A 14834-nucleotide genomic window follows, 5' to 3' on the forward strand; every position below is an offset into this window, starting at 1 on the left:
GTATGAGCATCATCTCTAAAATCACCACGACCGGCCAGACCAGCTACCTACCCGATCCACCGACGACCACGGCTGAACGTCGGGCCATCATCTTCACCGCAGGCATCTGGTTGGTGTTCTTGGGGTGGACGATCATCGGTTTCCTCGAATCCACCGCCCCGGTGCCCGCCCAAATCACGGGATGGGCGGCACTGGTCGCGTTCCCCGTCGTCTATCTCTTCGGGTTTCTGCGCCCCGAGCCGCTGGCCCGGGCTTCCCGCCACGTCAACACCCTGCTGTACACCCTGGCCCTGATTGCGCTGGGTCTTGTCATGGCCCAAGTCACGCCCACGGCAATCATCAACATCGTGCCGTATTTGATGGCCCAGTGGATCTTCAACCACCGGCTGGCAACCGGCATCATCGCCGTGGTCATATTATTCTTGGCCGCGGTGGCCGTGGTGGTACTGGGCAATCTTGATGACTACGCTAATTGGTTCCTCGCCTCGGTCGGGTCCCCTGCGATCATCATGGTGTTCATCCGCATCAGCATCGAGATGGGTGCCACCCAGCAAGAGCGCTCCGAGCAATTGGCGTTGGCTGCCCAGCGCGAAGAGCTGGCCTCCACCGTTCACGACGTGCTGGGGCATTCGCTGACCACCATCACCGTCAAAGTTCAACTGGCCCAACGCTTACTCAACACGAACTTGGATGCCGCAAAAACCGAACTCGCGGACATCGAGGCGTTGGCCCGGCGCTCATTATCCGAGGTCCGCGCCACCGTCACCGACCTCCAACACCCAGACCTGACGGAACAGCTTGACAAGGCCCACCACGGACTGACCGCAGCCGGAGTGACTTTTCAGCGCCCCGAAACCCTACCTCGCCTGACGCTGGTGCAACAGCAAGTCTTTGCATGGGTCATCCGCGAAGCCGTGACCAATGTGTTGCGACACGCCAACGCTACAACGTGCACCATCAGCATGACACACCAGGAGGCCGGTGTGGTCCTGCGAATCGATGACGACGGGGACGGCGTCCATGACACGAACCCGGTGAACCATCACGGTTTGGCCGGGCTGCAACGCAGAGTCACGGCGGCCGGCGGTAGTCTGGAATTATTCCATCTCAATCCTGGAACTCGTGTGGAGGTGCGCCTGTGACCATCCGGTTACTGCTAGCCGATGATCAACATCTGATCCGTGCCGGCCTGGCCGCCCTGTTGAATCTGGAGGCTGACCTCGACGTCGTTCACCAACTGCCCGACGGCCGGGAGATTGTCGAACACATCCGACAACACCAAGTTGATGTGGCCGTATTGGATATCGAAATGCCCGAGGTTGACGGCATCACCGCCACTGCAGACATCACCGCGGCCTTCGGTGACGAGGTCGCCGTCTTGATCGTCACCACGTTTGGCAGGGCAGGGTACTTGCAGCGCGCGATGACGGCAGGAGCGCGCGGGTTCATGGTCAAAGATGCCCCCGCGGAACAACTTGCCGAAGCGGTGCGCACCGTACATGCCGGTGGCCGCGCGGTCGATCCGGCGTTGGCCGCCGAAGCCTTGAGCGCCGGGACCAATCCGTTGACGGACCGCGAGCGCGATGTGCTCAAGGCTGCGCTGACTGGCTCGTCAGTCAAACATATTGCAGCCCAGGTGCACTTATCACAGGGCACGGTGCGCAATCACCTGTCGTCGGCGATCGGGAAGACGCAGACCGCAAACCGGACCGAAGCCGCCCGGGTGGCACAGCAAAACGGCTGGCTCTAGAGCAGGCGATAGTTGCCCGCTTTGGCAACGGCAGCTTCGAGTGCGGTTCGGTCGATGGGCTCATCGTCCTTGTGCTTGAGGATCATGCAGGTGTCTTTGCCAGCTTCGACTTCGAAAGCCACTCCACCCACCCGAGGGACATCGTATACCTGCCCTTTGATGGACCGAGTGGCCGCGTTGCTTAGCGCGCCTTCCAAGAAATAAATGGTGCTGGTAATCATAAGACCTCCCGGTTAGATCCGCCCGTTGAAAGCCTGCATCGCGGAGTCTTCACGCGTGCCGCCCCTACCGTCACCGATATCGGCGTAATCGGTGACCCATTCAATTTTGCGCACCCATTTGACCATCTTGTACCCGTGGCTGGACTCCACGCGCAACCGGAGCGGTGCCCCCAGATGCTCATCCAGCGGGCGATCATTGCGTTCATAGGCCAAGATCGTGTCATCCTCGTTGACGTCGCGCAGTGGGATGACCGAATAGAACGGTTCTCGCGGACGGTTGTCGTACATGACCTGGGCGAGGCCGTGGGATTCAATGAGCACATACTTGGCCTGCTCGGGCCGTGGGCCCAATAAGTCGAGCACGTCGCGGAGCCGCACTCCCGCCCACTTTGACGTGGCGGTCCAGCCCTGCATACACGATTGAATGCCGATGTATTCCTGTTTCGGCATGGCTTGCAGGTCTGCCAGGCTCAACTGGATGGTTTCACCGCTTAATTCGCCGCCAACTTCAAGCCGCCAGTCCGCCCAGTCCTCGTCCCGATGGGCGAGCCATTCGGGGGATTCATCCTCGGTCGGTGGTAGCCCGTTGGTCCAATGGAACTCCGAAATGTCTTTTTCGGTGAAGACTTTCTGTTTCGACATCCGCGAGCGCATCCAATTCAGAAACAGTTGACGGCCCGGTTCGGTCGCAGCGACCAGGAAGCGTTGTGCTCGCGGTCTGTTGGCCAAACTGAGGTAGCTCAGGCCAATCAGAAATGCGATGACGACGACGATGCCGAGCAGGGCGACCGTGAACGCCTGCGCATAGTATTCCGGCTGATTGGCTTCAATCCCCAGCATCATGTGTGGCAAGTTGTATTCGGGGTGAACCAGAAACACCAGGCCGACGTGCATGATGAGGAAAATAATGAACGCTGTGTGGCAGATGAAATGCAGTGAGCGGGCCACTTGGACGCCACCAAAAATTTTCAGGTACCACGGAAACCGCGACCGGATGGCGGGCGACATTGCCAGCCCGGTGAGGATCATCAGCGGTGCCAGCACAAAGACGACGCCTGTGTAGGTGAGCATTTGCAGGGCGTCATAGGGTTGGAAGTGCTCGATTGAGGGCACACCGAAACCCGCGTAAATCGTCAGCGACTCCCAGGCTTCTGGAAACACGTCCCAGGACGTGGGAATGATGCGCGTCCACAGTCCGGTGGCAAACAACATGATCACATAGAACAGGCCGTTGAGCACCCAGAGCATGACGCCCAGGCCGTGCCAGTGGCGTCCAAGGCCAATGTTTTCCCGGCCCGGTAACGACAGCAAGGGCGACATCGAGCGCTCGTCCATCAGCGAGGTGTAGACGCCCTCTTCGGTAGGTAGCTTCCGCTTGGTGAAACGTAACCATTCGGTCCCGGGTTTGGAATCATTGCGCCACCACAGTCTGGGCAGCGAGGCGAGGATTTCCCATCCGCTGCGGATCAAGATGCCCAGGAGGACGAAATTGAACAGGTGGGAGGCGCGTAGCCAAAAGGGAAAATCTGCCTCCATGATGTACTCCTCCGGGCTCACCGTGGTCGGTCTTTGGTTGGTCTGGAAGGAACCCTTCCATGCAGCGTATCAACGGGGTTCAGGGGGCTCAATGGATCGTATGCACGAGCTTTGAGATTCGTTACACTCGAGGCATCGCTGTGTTTCTGTAAGAAGGGAATTCTCATGACCGACGTATCGATGACCACCCTGCACCAGAAGTTAGATTTTTTGCTCGAGGATCACAATGTGACCGACTTCGACGCCTCGAATCTTGATCTTGAGTCGCACACTTCACTGCATGCTAAAGCCAATGCGCTGTGCAGCGCGCACGGCGGAGACCCGTCAACGATGCGGGATGAGACGATCGAACAGCTCCAGCCGAAACTGGACTTTTTACTCAAGGGCCACGGGGTGGCGTTTGATGCGACCGACTTGGACCCGACGTCGGTGGACACTGTGGACGCGAAACTCGACGCTATTGTGGACGCTCACCACGCCGGGCACTAACGCGCCTGCCGGGCGATCATGTGGGCGTGAATAGCGCTGGGCTCTCCGTGTTGGTCAATGACTTCAAAGCCTGCCTCGGTCAGCGCGTGGCGCATATCGGCCATGGGCCATCGGTAGGCCACTGCGACCGGGTGGTCAAACGCTTGTAGGTGTGGCCCGGAAAAGAACGACAACAACATGGTGCCGTTGGGATCGAGGGCTTGCTGAAGCGTCGCAAGGGCTGTGGGTAATTCGTCGGGGCCCATGTGAATGACTGAATACCACGCCAGGATGCCGACCCAGCGGCGCTCTGCCAGGACAAGATCCGAGATCGACCCGTGACAGAAACGCACCGCGGGGTGACTCTTCCGCGCGATACGGAGTAGCCGTTCGGCTGGCTCTAGCCCAGTGACGTCATGGCCACGCTGCACAAGGTGCCCGGTCCAGCGTCCCGTGCCCGAACCGACATCCAGGATGGGGCCGGCTACAGTGTTTGCCCAGGGTTCGATAATTGCTCGGTCTGGGTCATCAGGTGACACCGCGGTGCCGAGGAGGCGTTCGGCCGCAGTCGCTTCTGCGTCGTAGGCGTTCCCGATCTCATCCATAGACGTGCCCCATCTGGCCGCGGTGTTATGCGGCGGGTTTGCGGAAGTGGAAAATACCCCAGCTCAACAGGCCGCGGTTCCCGGCGTCGACCCAGTGCTGCAGTCCGGTCATCATGGCGTCTAGGTACTGCTGGCTTGCGGTTTTCAATAGCTCATCAGCGTTGGCGCGGGTTTCTTCGAGTACCCGGCCGTAGTGGATGGGTAGCATGTCGCTGAGGTCATCAAACTCGACGAATTCTAGCCCGGCATCGGCGGCCAGCTGCTTATACTCACTCGGGGAAGCCAACGACGTCAAGTTCAGACGCTCCAGAACGCCCGACAGGTCGGCCGCGGACACCCCGTCGGCCGCCATGGGATCGGTGAAGAGGAATTCGCCGCCTGGTTTGAGTATCCGGGCGGCCTCTGCCATTGGTACGTCGCGGCGTGGTGCGTGCAAGAACGCGTCCTGGGACCACACCAGGTCTGCGACCGCATCCGATGCTGGCACATCGTTGTAACTGGCGTCCGCCACGACGATGCGATCGTGGACACCCGCCCGCTGGTTGAGGCTTTCGGCGCGACGGTTTTGCGCACTACTAAGGTTCACGGCCAACACCTTGCTGTCGAGGTGTTGGGTAAGGAATCGGGCGGCCCCACAGTAGCCCGAACCTAAGTCAACGACGTAGCCGATGCCACCCTGCCGGATCTTTTCGGCCATGTGCTGCATGGTCCGGTGGCTCGCGTCAGCGATGGGTTCATCGTCTGCCGTGTAGATGCCAAGGTGAATATCGTTCCCACCCCAAATTTGGGAATAGAACGCACCGGCGTCCCGGCTGTCATACGCCGCCTGGGCTACACGTTCAGATGCTGTATTCGGCAAAAAAGGCTCCTCGAGTTCGTGACGGTCTGCGCTCCACTCTAGGGAAGACGTTACCGAGATCTCATGCTCCCGGCCACAAACCGTCACGAACAGCACCGCGCAGAGGAATACGCTTAGGGTTCGATGATCACTTTGCCGGCCGCGTGCCCTTCTTCGACAACGGCGATGGCCTGCTGGACCTCATCGAGGCTGAACCGTTGCACCACGTTGGGGTCAACCAAGCCGTACTCGGCGACGCCGGTGATCTTTTCGAGTCCCTCATTGGTACGTTCCACACCTGCGCCACCGAGTTCTTCAGCGGTGGCAGGGTCAGCGGTGGAGATAATGACGCTGGGGTCTTTGGCCACCGAGGCGATATCGCGGAGTGGCTGGCCGCCCACCAAATCAATGAGCAGGTCGGCACCGTCGGAGGCAACTCCGCGCACCCTGTCGGCCGCGCCGTCGCCCGACTCAACGAAGGTGGCACCGGTAGCTTCCACAAGCTCTTGTTTTGACGCGCTGGCCACCCCGATCACATTGAATTGGTGCACCTTGCCGATTTGGGCGGCCATCAGGCCCACTCCCCCACCGGCACCTAGAATGACCATGGTCTGGCCGATTTCCAGCTCGATCTGATGCGTGACGTCGTAGGCGGTGCCCCCGGCCACGGGCAGGGCCGCCGCGTTCGCAAAGCTGAGCTCTTCGGGTTTTGCCACGGTCTGCTTTCCATTGAGCACGGTGTGTTCTGCAAACGTCCCGTGGCCTTTGGCCGCCAGACCCAGGACCTCGTCGCCCACCGCAAAATCTTCGACATCGGAACCGACCGCGGTGACGATTCCGGAGGCTTCGCGGCCCATCGGTGCGGGAAGTTTCCAGTGGTCACCCATCTGTCCGGCCCGAATCTTCCAATCTGCTGGATTCACACCGGCAGCTTTGACTTCAATGACCACCTGCGAGGCCTCCGGTACCGGCACCTCGCGGTCGATCAGCTGTTGGGTTTCGGGGCCACCGAATTCGGTGAAGACCAGCGTTTTTGACATGGTGTTTTTCTCCTTGGGTCGGCGTCAACTTAGGCCTGTGGTGGTTTATCTTCGCCTGATGCTTCCGCGGCGTCGGCTTCTTCCTTAGTCGCATACTGGGCGTCCGCCGAATGCTCGGGTGGCGAATAGATCGTGTAGAGCACCAGCGGTTCGTCACCGGTGTTGCGGAAGTTATGTTGGGCGCCGGCGGGGACGGCGCACTGATCACCGGCCTCGATCGGGTGGGTTTCGCCGTTGAGGTCGCCTTCACCCGTCCCCGAAATGAAGGTCAGAATCTGGTCGGTGTGCTCATGCACCTCGTCGCCAATTTCCCCGCCGACCGGGACGGTCATGATCACAATCTGGGCGTGTTCGCCGGTCCACAGTGTTCTGCGGAAATCGGGGCTTTCCTGGGCGATGTCGGCGATCGTGAAGTGTTTGATGTTGCCTTCAAGTTCGAAATGCTTTTCTGTCATGTGCTACTCCTTATTTGAGACCTTGTGGTGGTGTGGACGTTTAGGCGTCCACAGCCTGGGTGTCTTTGGTTTGGGTCGCCGGGCTGCGGGCCGCCTTGGACATGGCCGTGGAGTGTTGGTCGTTGCGCATCAGTCGCATGGCGTTCAAGATGACCACCAGGACGGAGCCTTCGTGCACGAGCATGCCAACCGACATGGTGACGCCGCCGGCAAACACACCGATCAGCAGTGCCACCACGGTGGCCAACGCGATGAAGATGTTTTGGCGCATCACACTGATGGTGCGCTTGGCGAGGCTGACGGACTCGGGCAGCTTCATGAGGTTGTCGCCCATCAGCGCGATATCGGCCGTTTCAACGGCAACCGCAGAACCAGCCGCCCCCATCGCCACCCCGATATCCGCTGTGGCCAGTGCCGGGGCATCATTGACCCCGTCACCAACCATGGCCACCGTGTGTCCGTCACGCTGCATCGCTGCGACGGCATCGAGCTTGTCTTCGGGTAACAGCGACGCGTGAATTTCGTCGATGCCGGTGGCTTTGCCAATGGCTTCGGCCACCAGACGGGTATCACCGGTGAGCATGACGACCTTGTCGACCCCGGCAGCGTGCAGGCGTTCCACCATTTTCGGGGCGTCGGTCCGGATCTGGTCGGCCACGGCGATCACGCCGATCACGGCGTCATCGACCGCCACGATCATCGGGGTCTTACCCTGGGCAGCCAGATCGTTGGCGGCAGCATCCGCGCCCACCGAATCGGTGACCCCGTACTGCTCTAACAGTGGCGCGTTACCGATTAGCACCCTGGTATCCTCGACCGCAGAGACGATGCCCTTGCCCGCCACCGGCGTGACATCCCCGGGTATGCCGACGGGCCCTACTCCTTCTTCGCGTGCTGAGTCCAAGATGGGACGTGCCAGCGGGTGTTCGGAACCGGCTTCTGCGGCTGCGGCCCACCGGAGCACATCGGTGCGTGACAGGGTCTGGTCTAAGACCACGATGTCGGTCAGTTTGGGACGTCCCTCGGTGAGGGTACCCGTTTTGTCCACGGCCACCGCAGAAATTTTGGCGGAGGTTTCTAGGTATTCGCCACCTTTGATCAAGATGCCGTTGCGGGCCGCGCGTCCGATACCTGCCACAATGGCCACCGGAATCGAGATGACCAGTGCACCGGGACAACCGATGACCAGCAGGGTCAGCGCCAGGACCACGTCCTGGGTGATCAGCCCGGTGAGCAGTGCCAGGATGAAGACCGCGGGGGTGTACCAGGTGGAAAACCGGTCAATAAATGCTTGGGTTCTAGCTTTGGCGTCTTGGGCTTCCTCAACGCGGTGGATGATGCGGGCCAGCGTGGTGTCAGCGCCGACGCCGGTTGCCAGGACTTGTAAGAAGCCGCTGCGTGAAATGGTTCCGGCGAACACCTGGTCGCTCTTGGATTTTTCGACCGGGATGGATTCACCGGTGATGGAGGCTTCATCCAGGGCTCCGGTACCGGCGACGACCTGACCGTCAACGGGTACTTTCGCCCCGTTTTTCACCAGGACGATTTCGCCCATCCGCACCTGGTGGGCGGGGACCTCTTGTTGTTCCCCGTCGCGCATGACCACCGCAAAGTCGGGGGCCACGGCCACGAGCTCGGCCAACGCTGAGCGCGTTTTGTTCATCGTGGCGGCTTCCAGCGCGTGTCCGATGGCGAACAGGAAGGTCACCGCGGCGGCTTCCCAGAAGTTCCCGATGATCGTCGCGCCGATGGCAGCAACGGAGACCAACAGATCGATGCTGATCATTTTGGTCATCAGCGCCCGGACCGCATTGAGCACAATCCCGTAGCCGGCCACCACCGCGGCGGCCAGCATTAGCAGGTTCGCGAGCGTAAAGACTTGCCCGGAACCGTGGGCGTGTTCACCGGCGTCGACCCACCACTGTGGGCCCACCACGGTGTTCCACGCGCCACCGCCCAGGTATTGCACCCCAAAGGATGCCAGGATCAGCAGACCGGAGATAACGGGTACGGCCCAGTTGCCGTACCACCATTTTCGAAACCAATTCACAACGCAGCCCTCCTTGAGTCAAGCGGTTTTAGAACGCGGAGGGGGTGGCTTTGTAGCCGGCCTTGGCCACGGCGGCGACCAAGTCATCGACCGATACTTTGGATTCGTCGTGGTCGACTTCGATACGGGCCGTTGCGAAGTGCACTTTGACGTCTTCGACACCTTTGAGGCGTCCGACGCGTTTTTCAATTTTGTTCACGCACGACGGGCAGGAGAAGCCTTCGGCGCGAAGCAGGGTGTGGGTATTGGTGTTGGTGCTCATTATCTTTCCTAACACTTGTGAGTTATCGTTCAGTACCCTGAAATCTTTCAGGTTCGCTTCTCACGGTATGCGATCTCCGTCTGACGTGCCTTGACGTACGTCAAGACTGCTTTTGATCCACGCAGCGGAAGAAACACATACGAGGCAGTCTGGCACACCGCCAGCACTCTTTCACCATCCGGTAAACGGTGAATATGACAGCAAAAGGTGCCCACCACCGGAAGGTTTCCAGTGGTGGGCACGGCCGTGGGAAAGAAATACGGCCTTAGCTCACGGTTGCTTTACGAATCAGCACGTAGTTCAACAGGCCCAGCAGCACGGTGGCGAGCAGACCCCATCCCGCCAGTGTGAATGCGTTTTGCTCGACGAGCCACATGCCGACGTTGATCCACCAGTCGTTGATGGTGATCAGTGCGACGGCACCGAGGATGACGACGATGACGCCGATGATGACCGTCCACAGAATTGGAATGGTGACTCTGCGGTACAGGATCGCCCAGAAGAATCCGAAGCACATAAAGAACAGTGCCAGCACGGCCCCGAAGCATCCGACGCCCAGGGCCCCGCCGAGATTTTCGAACGACGGTGACCCGAAGACATAGAGGTGTCTGCCAAACCCATCGGTGACCCGTTCGATCCAATAGGCCAGCATGGCTGCTGCCCCGTACCCGGCGGACACCACTAAGAAGGTCAGGTAGGTGCCGATCAGGTACACCCGGCGGCTGTAGCTGAGCGCCACTGAAAACGGGAATGTATGGGATGCGGTGTAGGCGGCCATGAACGCCAGGTACCAGATGGTAGCTTGCGCCGCCCCGGTGGTGTGAATCGGCTCCTCTGCGGGAATCCGGTCGGGCGATTGTGAGTCGACCAGGAATCCGATGCCCAGCCCAAACGCCCAGGCGAGGACGAAGATGACCATCGGCAGCCAAATGAACGAGTAGGGCACCGCGAATTGCAGACGAAACGCTGAGGGAACCCGCGCAAAGCTTGAGCGTTTCGTATTGGGGTTTTGTAGTGTTGTCGAGGTCATGAGATACCCTCCGATTCGGTCTGCCCCAGGACGTTGTTGCGCGTCATGTGCACGATGAGTTGTTGTAGAGAAACGGGGATGACGTCGAGGTCGAGGTCTGCGACCAGTCGGCGCTCCTCGGTCGATAGCCTGCCCAGCACCGTGATGCGAACGATACGCCCCAGTTCTTCGCGGTCGAGCACTTCGCGGTCACCGACGACTTGGTCGACGGCATCGGCCCGACCCACCAGTGTGACGGCTCGACCGTGCAAAGCTTCAGCGGATTCATCGACCAAAATCTTGCCCTGGTCGATCACCACGACGTGTTCCAGCAAGTGAGCAATCTCGTCGATGAGATGAGACGACAGCACAATGGTGCGGGGGTTTTCCGAATAGTCCTGCAGCAGACGATCGTAGAAGAGCTGTCGGGCCACCGCATCCAGGCCCATATACGGTTCATCGAACACCGTTAGGGGCGCTCGCGATGCCAACCCGATGATCACCCCGACGGCCGATTTCTGACCCCGAGACATTTTTTTGATCGCGGTCTTCTCGGGCAGCCGGAAGTCTTTAATCAACCGTTGAGCGAAGTCTTCGTCCCAGTTTTCGAAGGCATCTCGAGCAGCCGCGAAAGCGTGTTTGGCCATCGCATCCTCGGGGTACCGTTGGTCTTCGCGGACGAAGCAGATATCGGGCAGCACCTGCTCGTTTTCGTGTGGCACTTGCCCGAAGACATAGACCTCGCCGTCAGATGGCCAGTCCTGTGCGGTCATGACCGACATCAGCGTAGTCTTGCCGGCACCGTTGCGGCCCAGCAGACCGTGAATCTGATCTTTGGCAAAATTGAGTGTGACATTATCGAGGGCAAGGGTGTCCTTGAAACGGCGAGTCACACCTTGGGCTTCGATTGCCCAGACCCTCGTATCGGTATCCGAGGTTGTCATAGTGTTCTCCTTGATTAGGAAGCGTCGCGGTCGCGAATCATCGCCAAGACCGCCTTCGTATCGAGTCCGATGGCCCTTGCCTCGTCGAGCAGAGGGTCTACGTAGTGTTGGGCGAATTGCTCAACACGTTCATTGCGCACCATCTGTTGAGCACCCGGGGCCACGAATGTGCCTAACCCACGTCGCTTGAGCAAGATCCCTCGATCCACGAGCAGATTCAGACCCTTGCCGGCGGTTGCCGGATTGACGCGGTGAAATGCCGCGAGTTCGTTCGTCGATGGCGCCTGTTCGTCTTCGGCCAGCGATCCGTCCAGTATCGAGGCCTCTATCGCCTCAGCGATCTGAATAAACAGCGGGCGTCCATCGTCCATCAGAACTCACCTTCCGCAATTGTCAGATAGCTTCGCGGGTTCACTGCCCCGCTGGTTCATTAGTCTACTAATGAACTCATGAGGATGCAAGACTTTTCTTTTTGTCTAGTCAACTCGATGGCGCACCTAGACATTGCTGCACTAGGATGTTGTCAGCATCACGATCCGGTGGGTGCCATCCGCACGGCAAAGGACTCCGAACATGCCCAATAATGAGGTACTGGCAGGCGAATGGGACATCGATCCCACCCACACCCGGATTGGGTTTTCAGCCCGCCACGCCATGGTCACCAAGGTGCGCGGCGCCTTCAACGACGTCGCCGGGCACGTGTTCGTCAATCCCGACGATGCTCGAGTGGAGGTGCGAGTCCAGCTGGCCAGCATTGATACCCGCAACCAGCAGCGCGACGAACACCTGCGCAGTGCGGACTTTTTCGATACCGAGAACCACCCGGAGATGGTCTTTACCGCTGACACCATCGACGAGATAGAAGAAAATAATTACGTGGTCGTCGGGGAGCTCACGCTGCGCGGCATCACACGACCGCTCACCCTGCCGCTCGCCCTGACCGGATTAGAGCGCGACCCCTCGGGAGCGTTGCGGGCCGGACTCGAAGGCACCCGACGGATCACTCGCAAAGAATGGGGCATCTCCTGGAACACGCCCCTGGACTCTGGTGGGGTGTTGGTCAGTGACAAAATTACGCTGGAATTCGAGCTGTCTCTGGTCAAGCGCGAGCAACACGTCTGACCCTCGCCTCAGTTATGTCGCAGCACCGCGGGTTCTTGGGCTGCCACACTTGCGGTTTCGATCTGGAACGTTGAATGATGCACGGCCACGTCAAAATGTTCGCTGACGCATCGCTGCACTTCTTGCAGCTGCTGAGCAGCATGCCCGTCCGCAAAGCACTCATCGTGCACCACGATGTGCGCGGTGAGCACCGGCAGGCCGGTGGCCACAGTGGATGCGTGGAGATCATGCACGTCGATCACGTGGTCGAGTTCTAAAATATGGCGGCGCACTTCTTCTAAGTCCAACCCCTTGGGCGTGAACTCCATGAGCACACTTAGGGTTTCGCGCATCAACAGATAGGCGCGCGGCACAATCAGGGCCACGATGAGTAAGCTAGCGATTGCGTCAGCCTGCTGAAAGCCCGTCGTGGCAATCACGACCGCAGCGGCAATGACGCCCAGCGAGCCTAAGGCGTCATTGAGTACTTCGAGGAATGCCGCTCGCATATTGAAATTCGCACCACGGCTCGAGGCCAGCACCGTCAGCGCGATAATATTGGCCGTCAGGCCCAGCACCCCAAAGACCAACAGCTCAAACGGTGGCACTTCTGGCGGATGCACGAGCCGCCGGATCCCTTCAATGGCTGCATAGACCCCGACGACGAGCAGTACGGTGGCTTGCCCCAGTGCCGCAATGACTTCGACGCGTCGGAAGCCCCACGTGCGCTGTGCGGTGGCGGGCTTGAGGGCAAGCGTGGCGGCGATCAGGGCGACGAGCAGGCCGGCCGCGTCGGTGAGGGCGTGCACGGTATCGGTCAGCAGGGCCAAACTGCCCGTGACCACACTGCCGACGGCCTGCACGATGACAATGATCGCGGTGATACTGAAGGCGATCCAGAGCTTCTTGCGAAAATCTGGGGCCTGCCCGGCCGTCGCTGCCGACGGTGCGTGATCATGGCCTACACCCATGGTTTAGGACACCTCCAACTCCGCCTCAGGTCCGTGCACATGTTGCGTGTGCGGACCGGCTGCATACACCATACGTTCCGCAGCGACGATCAAGGTTTGTAGGGCGTCAGGATCCGCGAGCGCATACCAGGTGGAACGTCCCTGCGGGCGGGCCGTGATGAGCCCACATTCCACTAGAAATTTCAGGTGTTTACTGACCGTCGATTGGGCTAACCCCAGGTGATCCACCAACTCACGAACGCGGTGCTCCCCCAACGTTAGATGCTGAAGAATGGCCAGGCGCGCGGGTTCGGCAAAGGCTTGAAACAGGTGCGCGTAGGCCTCGGTTAACTTCTTGTCATTACCCCACACATGATTCATCGCCATAGGGCGATAATACCGTCCTATGGCGATGAAGTGAAGCGGTCGGGCGAGTTTTTAGCTACGGTCGATCAGCATGCGACCAACAATCAGACGCATGATTTCGTTGGAGCCTTCCAGGATTTGATGGACTCGCAAGTCGCGGACGAGCTTTTCGATCCCGTACTCGTGTAGGTACCCGTAACCCCCATGCAGCTGCAAGGCTTTATTTGCCACCTCAAACCCGGTATCGGTGGCGACTCGTTTTGCCATCGCGCAGAGTTTGACGGTGTCAGGTGCATCGTCATCCAGTGCTCCGGCGGCGCGCAATAAGAAGGTGCGCGCGGCTTCGAGTTCGGTGTCCATGTCAGCCAGTTCGAATACCAAGGACTGTTGCTGGGTCAACGGCCCGCCAAATGCGGTGCGCTCTTTGAGGTATGCGACCGATTTCTCGAGAGCAGCTCGTCCCCCACCCAGCGAGCACGCACCGATATTGATGCGTCCACCATTGAGGCCCTTCATCGCGATGTGGAAACCATCGCCCTCCTCGCCCAAGCGGTTCGCGACCGGCACCCGAACGTCCTCGAAAATCACCTGTCGGGTCGGCTGGGTGTGCCAGCCCATCTTGGACTCATTTGGGCCGAAGGACAGTCCGGGTGAATCCGCCGGCACTACTACGGTAGAGATTCCCTTGGATCCCGTATCGGCAGTTCGGCACATCACCACGTAGAAGTCAGTTGCCCCTGCCCCGGAGATGAATTGCTTGACGCCATTGAGTACATATTCATCGCCGTCGCGATCCGCTCGGGTGGTCAATGCGGCCGCATCAGAACCGGCACCCGGTTCGGTTAGACAATAGCTGCCCAAGCTCTTCATCGACGATAAGTCCGGCACCCACTTGGCGCGCTGTTCGTCATTGCCATACGTGTCGATCATCCACAACACCATGTTGTGAATGGAAATATAGGCCGCCAGAGCGGGATCAGCTTTCGATAATTCCTCGAAGATCAATACGGCATCCTGCCGCGTCAGCCCCGCGCCGCCGTACTCTTCAGAAATGTAAATGCCACCCAGTCCCATCTCACCGGCTTCAGCTAAAACGTCGACGGGGAAGTGCTTGTCGGTGTCCCACTGCAAGGCATGCGGCGCCATCCGCTCCTGAGCAAAGTCACGTACTACCTCAAGTAGAGATTCTTGTTCTTCAGTCAACGCCACCATGGAAGTCACCTTTCTTCAAAGCGTGGA

General features: G+C 59.6%; 18 protein-coding genes. 4 read left to right on the plus strand and 14 right to left on the minus strand.

Annotation, left to right across the window (positions count from 1 at the left end; genetic code table 11):
• Positions 1 to 2: 2 nt before the first annotated feature.
• Together J2S62_RS12355 and J2S62_RS12360 are read left to right on the plus strand one after the other, a co-directional pair.
• Positions 3 to 1142 (plus strand): sensor histidine kinase, encoded by a 1140-nt coding sequence (locus J2S62_RS12355; RefSeq protein ID WP_310175176.1) that lies wholly within the window; start codon positions 3 to 5, stop codon positions 1140 to 1142.
• On the plus strand, positions 1100 to 1750 hold the full coding sequence (locus J2S62_RS12360; protein WP_310175881.1) for a response regulator transcription factor: 651 nt from the start codon (positions 1100 to 1102) through the stop codon (positions 1748 to 1750). The genes J2S62_RS12355 and J2S62_RS12360 overlap by 43 nt, the downstream gene beginning before the upstream one ends.
• Here the strand turns inward: J2S62_RS12360 and J2S62_RS12365 are convergent.
• Positions 1747 to 1971 (minus strand): hypothetical protein, encoded by a 225-nt coding sequence (locus J2S62_RS12365; protein WP_310175178.1) that lies wholly within the window; start codon positions 1969 to 1971, stop codon positions 1747 to 1749. The genes J2S62_RS12360 and J2S62_RS12365 overlap by 4 nt on opposite strands.
• Before the next feature lie 12 nt (positions 1972 to 1983).
• Positions 1984 to 3507: a molybdopterin-dependent oxidoreductase gene (locus J2S62_RS12370; RefSeq protein WP_310175180.1), complete on the minus strand. Its 1524-nt coding sequence runs from the start codon at positions 3505 to 3507 to the stop codon at positions 1984 to 1986.
• A gap of 165 nt (positions 3508 to 3672) precedes the next feature.
• On the opposite strand from J2S62_RS12370, the gene J2S62_RS12375 reads away from it, so the two are divergent.
• A complete protein-coding gene (locus tag J2S62_RS12375) occupies positions 3673 to 3996 on the plus strand; it encodes a hypothetical protein (RefSeq protein WP_310175182.1) in 324 nt (107 codons plus the stop codon).
• On the opposite strand, the gene J2S62_RS12380 is transcribed toward J2S62_RS12375, so the two are convergent.
• The 9 genes from J2S62_RS12380 to J2S62_RS12420 all read right to left on the minus strand — a co-directional run bounded on the left by J2S62_RS12380 (position 3993) and on the right by J2S62_RS12420 (position 11552).
• The gene (locus tag J2S62_RS12380) at positions 3993 to 4580 is read right to left on the minus strand and encodes a class I SAM-dependent DNA methyltransferase (RefSeq protein ID WP_310175184.1); all 588 of its coding nucleotides are present in this window, start codon (positions 4578 to 4580) and stop codon (positions 3993 to 3995) included. The genes J2S62_RS12375 and J2S62_RS12380 overlap by 4 nt on opposite strands.
• A 25-nt stretch (positions 4581 to 4605) precedes the next feature.
• A complete protein-coding gene (locus tag J2S62_RS12385; protein WP_310175186.1) occupies positions 4606 to 5439 on the minus strand; it encodes a methyltransferase domain-containing protein in 834 nt (277 codons plus the stop codon).
• Positions 5440 to 5552: 113 nt separating this feature from the next.
• Positions 5553 to 6458 carry an NADP-dependent oxidoreductase gene (locus tag J2S62_RS12390; RefSeq protein ID WP_310175188.1) on the minus strand — a complete coding sequence of 302 codons (906 nt, stop codon included), beginning with the start codon at positions 6456 to 6458 and terminating at the stop codon, positions 5553 to 5555.
• Between the two features lie 29 nt (positions 6459 to 6487).
• A complete protein-coding gene (locus J2S62_RS12395; RefSeq protein WP_310175190.1) occupies positions 6488 to 6913 on the minus strand; it encodes a cupin domain-containing protein in 426 nt (141 codons plus the stop codon).
• A gap of 40 nt (positions 6914 to 6953) precedes the next feature.
• Positions 6954 to 8963, minus strand: a complete 2010-nt coding sequence (locus J2S62_RS12400; protein WP_310175192.1) for a heavy metal translocating P-type ATPase — start codon at positions 8961 to 8963, stop codon at positions 6954 to 6956.
• A gap of 28 nt (positions 8964 to 8991) precedes the next feature.
• Positions 8992 to 9225 carry a heavy-metal-associated domain-containing protein gene (locus J2S62_RS12405; RefSeq protein ID WP_310175195.1) on the minus strand — a complete coding sequence of 78 codons (234 nt, stop codon included), beginning with the start codon at positions 9223 to 9225 and terminating at the stop codon, positions 8992 to 8994.
• Positions 9226 to 9490: 265 nt separating this feature from the next.
• The gene (locus tag J2S62_RS12410) at positions 9491 to 10255 is read right to left on the minus strand and encodes a hypothetical protein (protein WP_310175196.1); all 765 of its coding nucleotides are present in this window, start codon (positions 10253 to 10255) and stop codon (positions 9491 to 9493) included.
• Positions 10252 to 11178, minus strand: coding sequence for an ABC transporter ATP-binding protein (locus J2S62_RS12415; protein WP_310175197.1), 927 nt, complete (start codon positions 11176 to 11178; stop codon positions 10252 to 10254). The genes J2S62_RS12410 and J2S62_RS12415 overlap by 4 nt, the downstream gene beginning before the upstream one ends.
• Before the next feature lie 14 nt (positions 11179 to 11192).
• Positions 11193 to 11552, minus strand: a complete 360-nt coding sequence (locus J2S62_RS12420) for a GntR family transcriptional regulator (RefSeq protein ID WP_310175883.1) — start codon at positions 11550 to 11552, stop codon at positions 11193 to 11195.
• Positions 11553 to 11751: 199 nt separating this feature from the next.
• Between J2S62_RS12420 and J2S62_RS12425 the strand changes: the two genes are divergently transcribed.
• A complete protein-coding gene (locus J2S62_RS12425) occupies positions 11752 to 12300 on the plus strand; it encodes a YceI family protein (protein WP_310175198.1) in 549 nt (182 codons plus the stop codon).
• 8 nt (positions 12301 to 12308) lie between these two features.
• On the opposite strand, the gene J2S62_RS12430 is transcribed toward J2S62_RS12425, so the two are convergent.
• Genes J2S62_RS12430 through J2S62_RS12440 form a run of 3 tightly spaced genes read right to left on the minus strand, consistent with a single transcriptional unit; the run spans position 12309 to position 14807 of the window.
• The gene (locus J2S62_RS12430; protein WP_310175199.1) at positions 12309 to 13250 is read right to left on the minus strand and encodes a cation diffusion facilitator family transporter; all 942 of its coding nucleotides are present in this window, start codon (positions 13248 to 13250) and stop codon (positions 12309 to 12311) included.
• A gap of 3 nt (positions 13251 to 13253) precedes the next feature.
• Entirely contained in the window at positions 13254 to 13616 is a 363-nt protein-coding gene (locus J2S62_RS12435) for an ArsR/SmtB family transcription factor (RefSeq protein ID WP_310175201.1), read from the minus strand.
• 51 nt (positions 13617 to 13667) lie between these two features.
• Positions 13668 to 14807: an acyl-CoA dehydrogenase family protein gene (locus J2S62_RS12440; RefSeq protein WP_310175203.1), complete on the minus strand. Its 1140-nt coding sequence runs from the start codon at positions 14805 to 14807 to the stop codon at positions 13668 to 13670.
• Positions 14808 to 14834 lie beyond the last annotated feature (27 nt).

This window comes from Enteractinococcus fodinae, from assembly GCF_031458395.1.
Classification (GTDB): domain Bacteria; phylum Actinomycetota; class Actinomycetes; order Actinomycetales; family Micrococcaceae; genus Yaniella; species Yaniella fodinae.

Bases quoted from the DNA above. Each gene is read 5' to 3' on its own strand.
- J2S62_RS12355 (WP_310175176.1), top strand. From the start codon at position 3: ATGAGCATCATCTCTAAAATCACCACGACCGGCCAGACCAGCTACCTA.
- J2S62_RS12365 (WP_310175178.1), bottom strand. From the start codon at position 1,971: ATGATTACCAGCACCATTTATTTCTTGGAAGGCGCGCTAAGCAACGCG.
- J2S62_RS12370 (WP_310175180.1), bottom strand. From the start codon at position 3,507: ATGGAGGCAGATTTTCCCTTTTGGCTACGCGCCTCCCACCTGTTCAAT.
- J2S62_RS12375 (WP_310175182.1), top strand. From the start codon at position 3,673: ATGACCGACGTATCGATGACCACCCTGCACCAGAAGTTAGATTTTTTG.
- J2S62_RS12380 (WP_310175184.1), bottom strand. From the start codon at position 4,580: ATGGATGAGATCGGGAACGCCTACGACGCAGAAGCGACTGCGGCCGAA.
- J2S62_RS12390 (WP_310175188.1), bottom strand. From the start codon at position 6,458: ATGTCAAAAACGCTGGTCTTCACCGAATTCGGTGGCCCCGAAACCCAA.
- J2S62_RS12395 (WP_310175190.1), bottom strand. From the start codon at position 6,913: ATGACAGAAAAGCATTTCGAACTTGAAGGCAACATCAAACACTTCACG.
- J2S62_RS12405 (WP_310175195.1), bottom strand. From the start codon at position 9,225: ATGAGCACCAACACCAATACCCACACCCTGCTTCGCGCCGAAGGCTTC.
- J2S62_RS12410 (WP_310175196.1), bottom strand. From the start codon at position 10,255: ATGACCTCGACAACACTACAAAACCCCAATACGAAACGCTCAAGCTTT.
- J2S62_RS12415 (WP_310175197.1), bottom strand. From the start codon at position 11,178: ATGACAACCTCGGATACCGATACGAGGGTCTGGGCAATCGAAGCCCAA.
- J2S62_RS12425 (WP_310175198.1), top strand. From the start codon at position 11,752: ATGCCCAATAATGAGGTACTGGCAGGCGAATGGGACATCGATCCCACC.
- J2S62_RS12430 (WP_310175199.1), bottom strand. From the start codon at position 13,250: ATGGGTGTAGGCCATGATCACGCACCGTCGGCAGCGACGGCCGGGCAG.
- J2S62_RS12435 (WP_310175201.1), bottom strand. From the start codon at position 13,616: ATGGCGATGAATCATGTGTGGGGTAATGACAAGAAGTTAACCGAGGCC.
- J2S62_RS12440 (WP_310175203.1), bottom strand. From the start codon at position 14,807: ATGGTGGCGTTGACTGAAGAACAAGAATCTCTACTTGAGGTAGTACGT.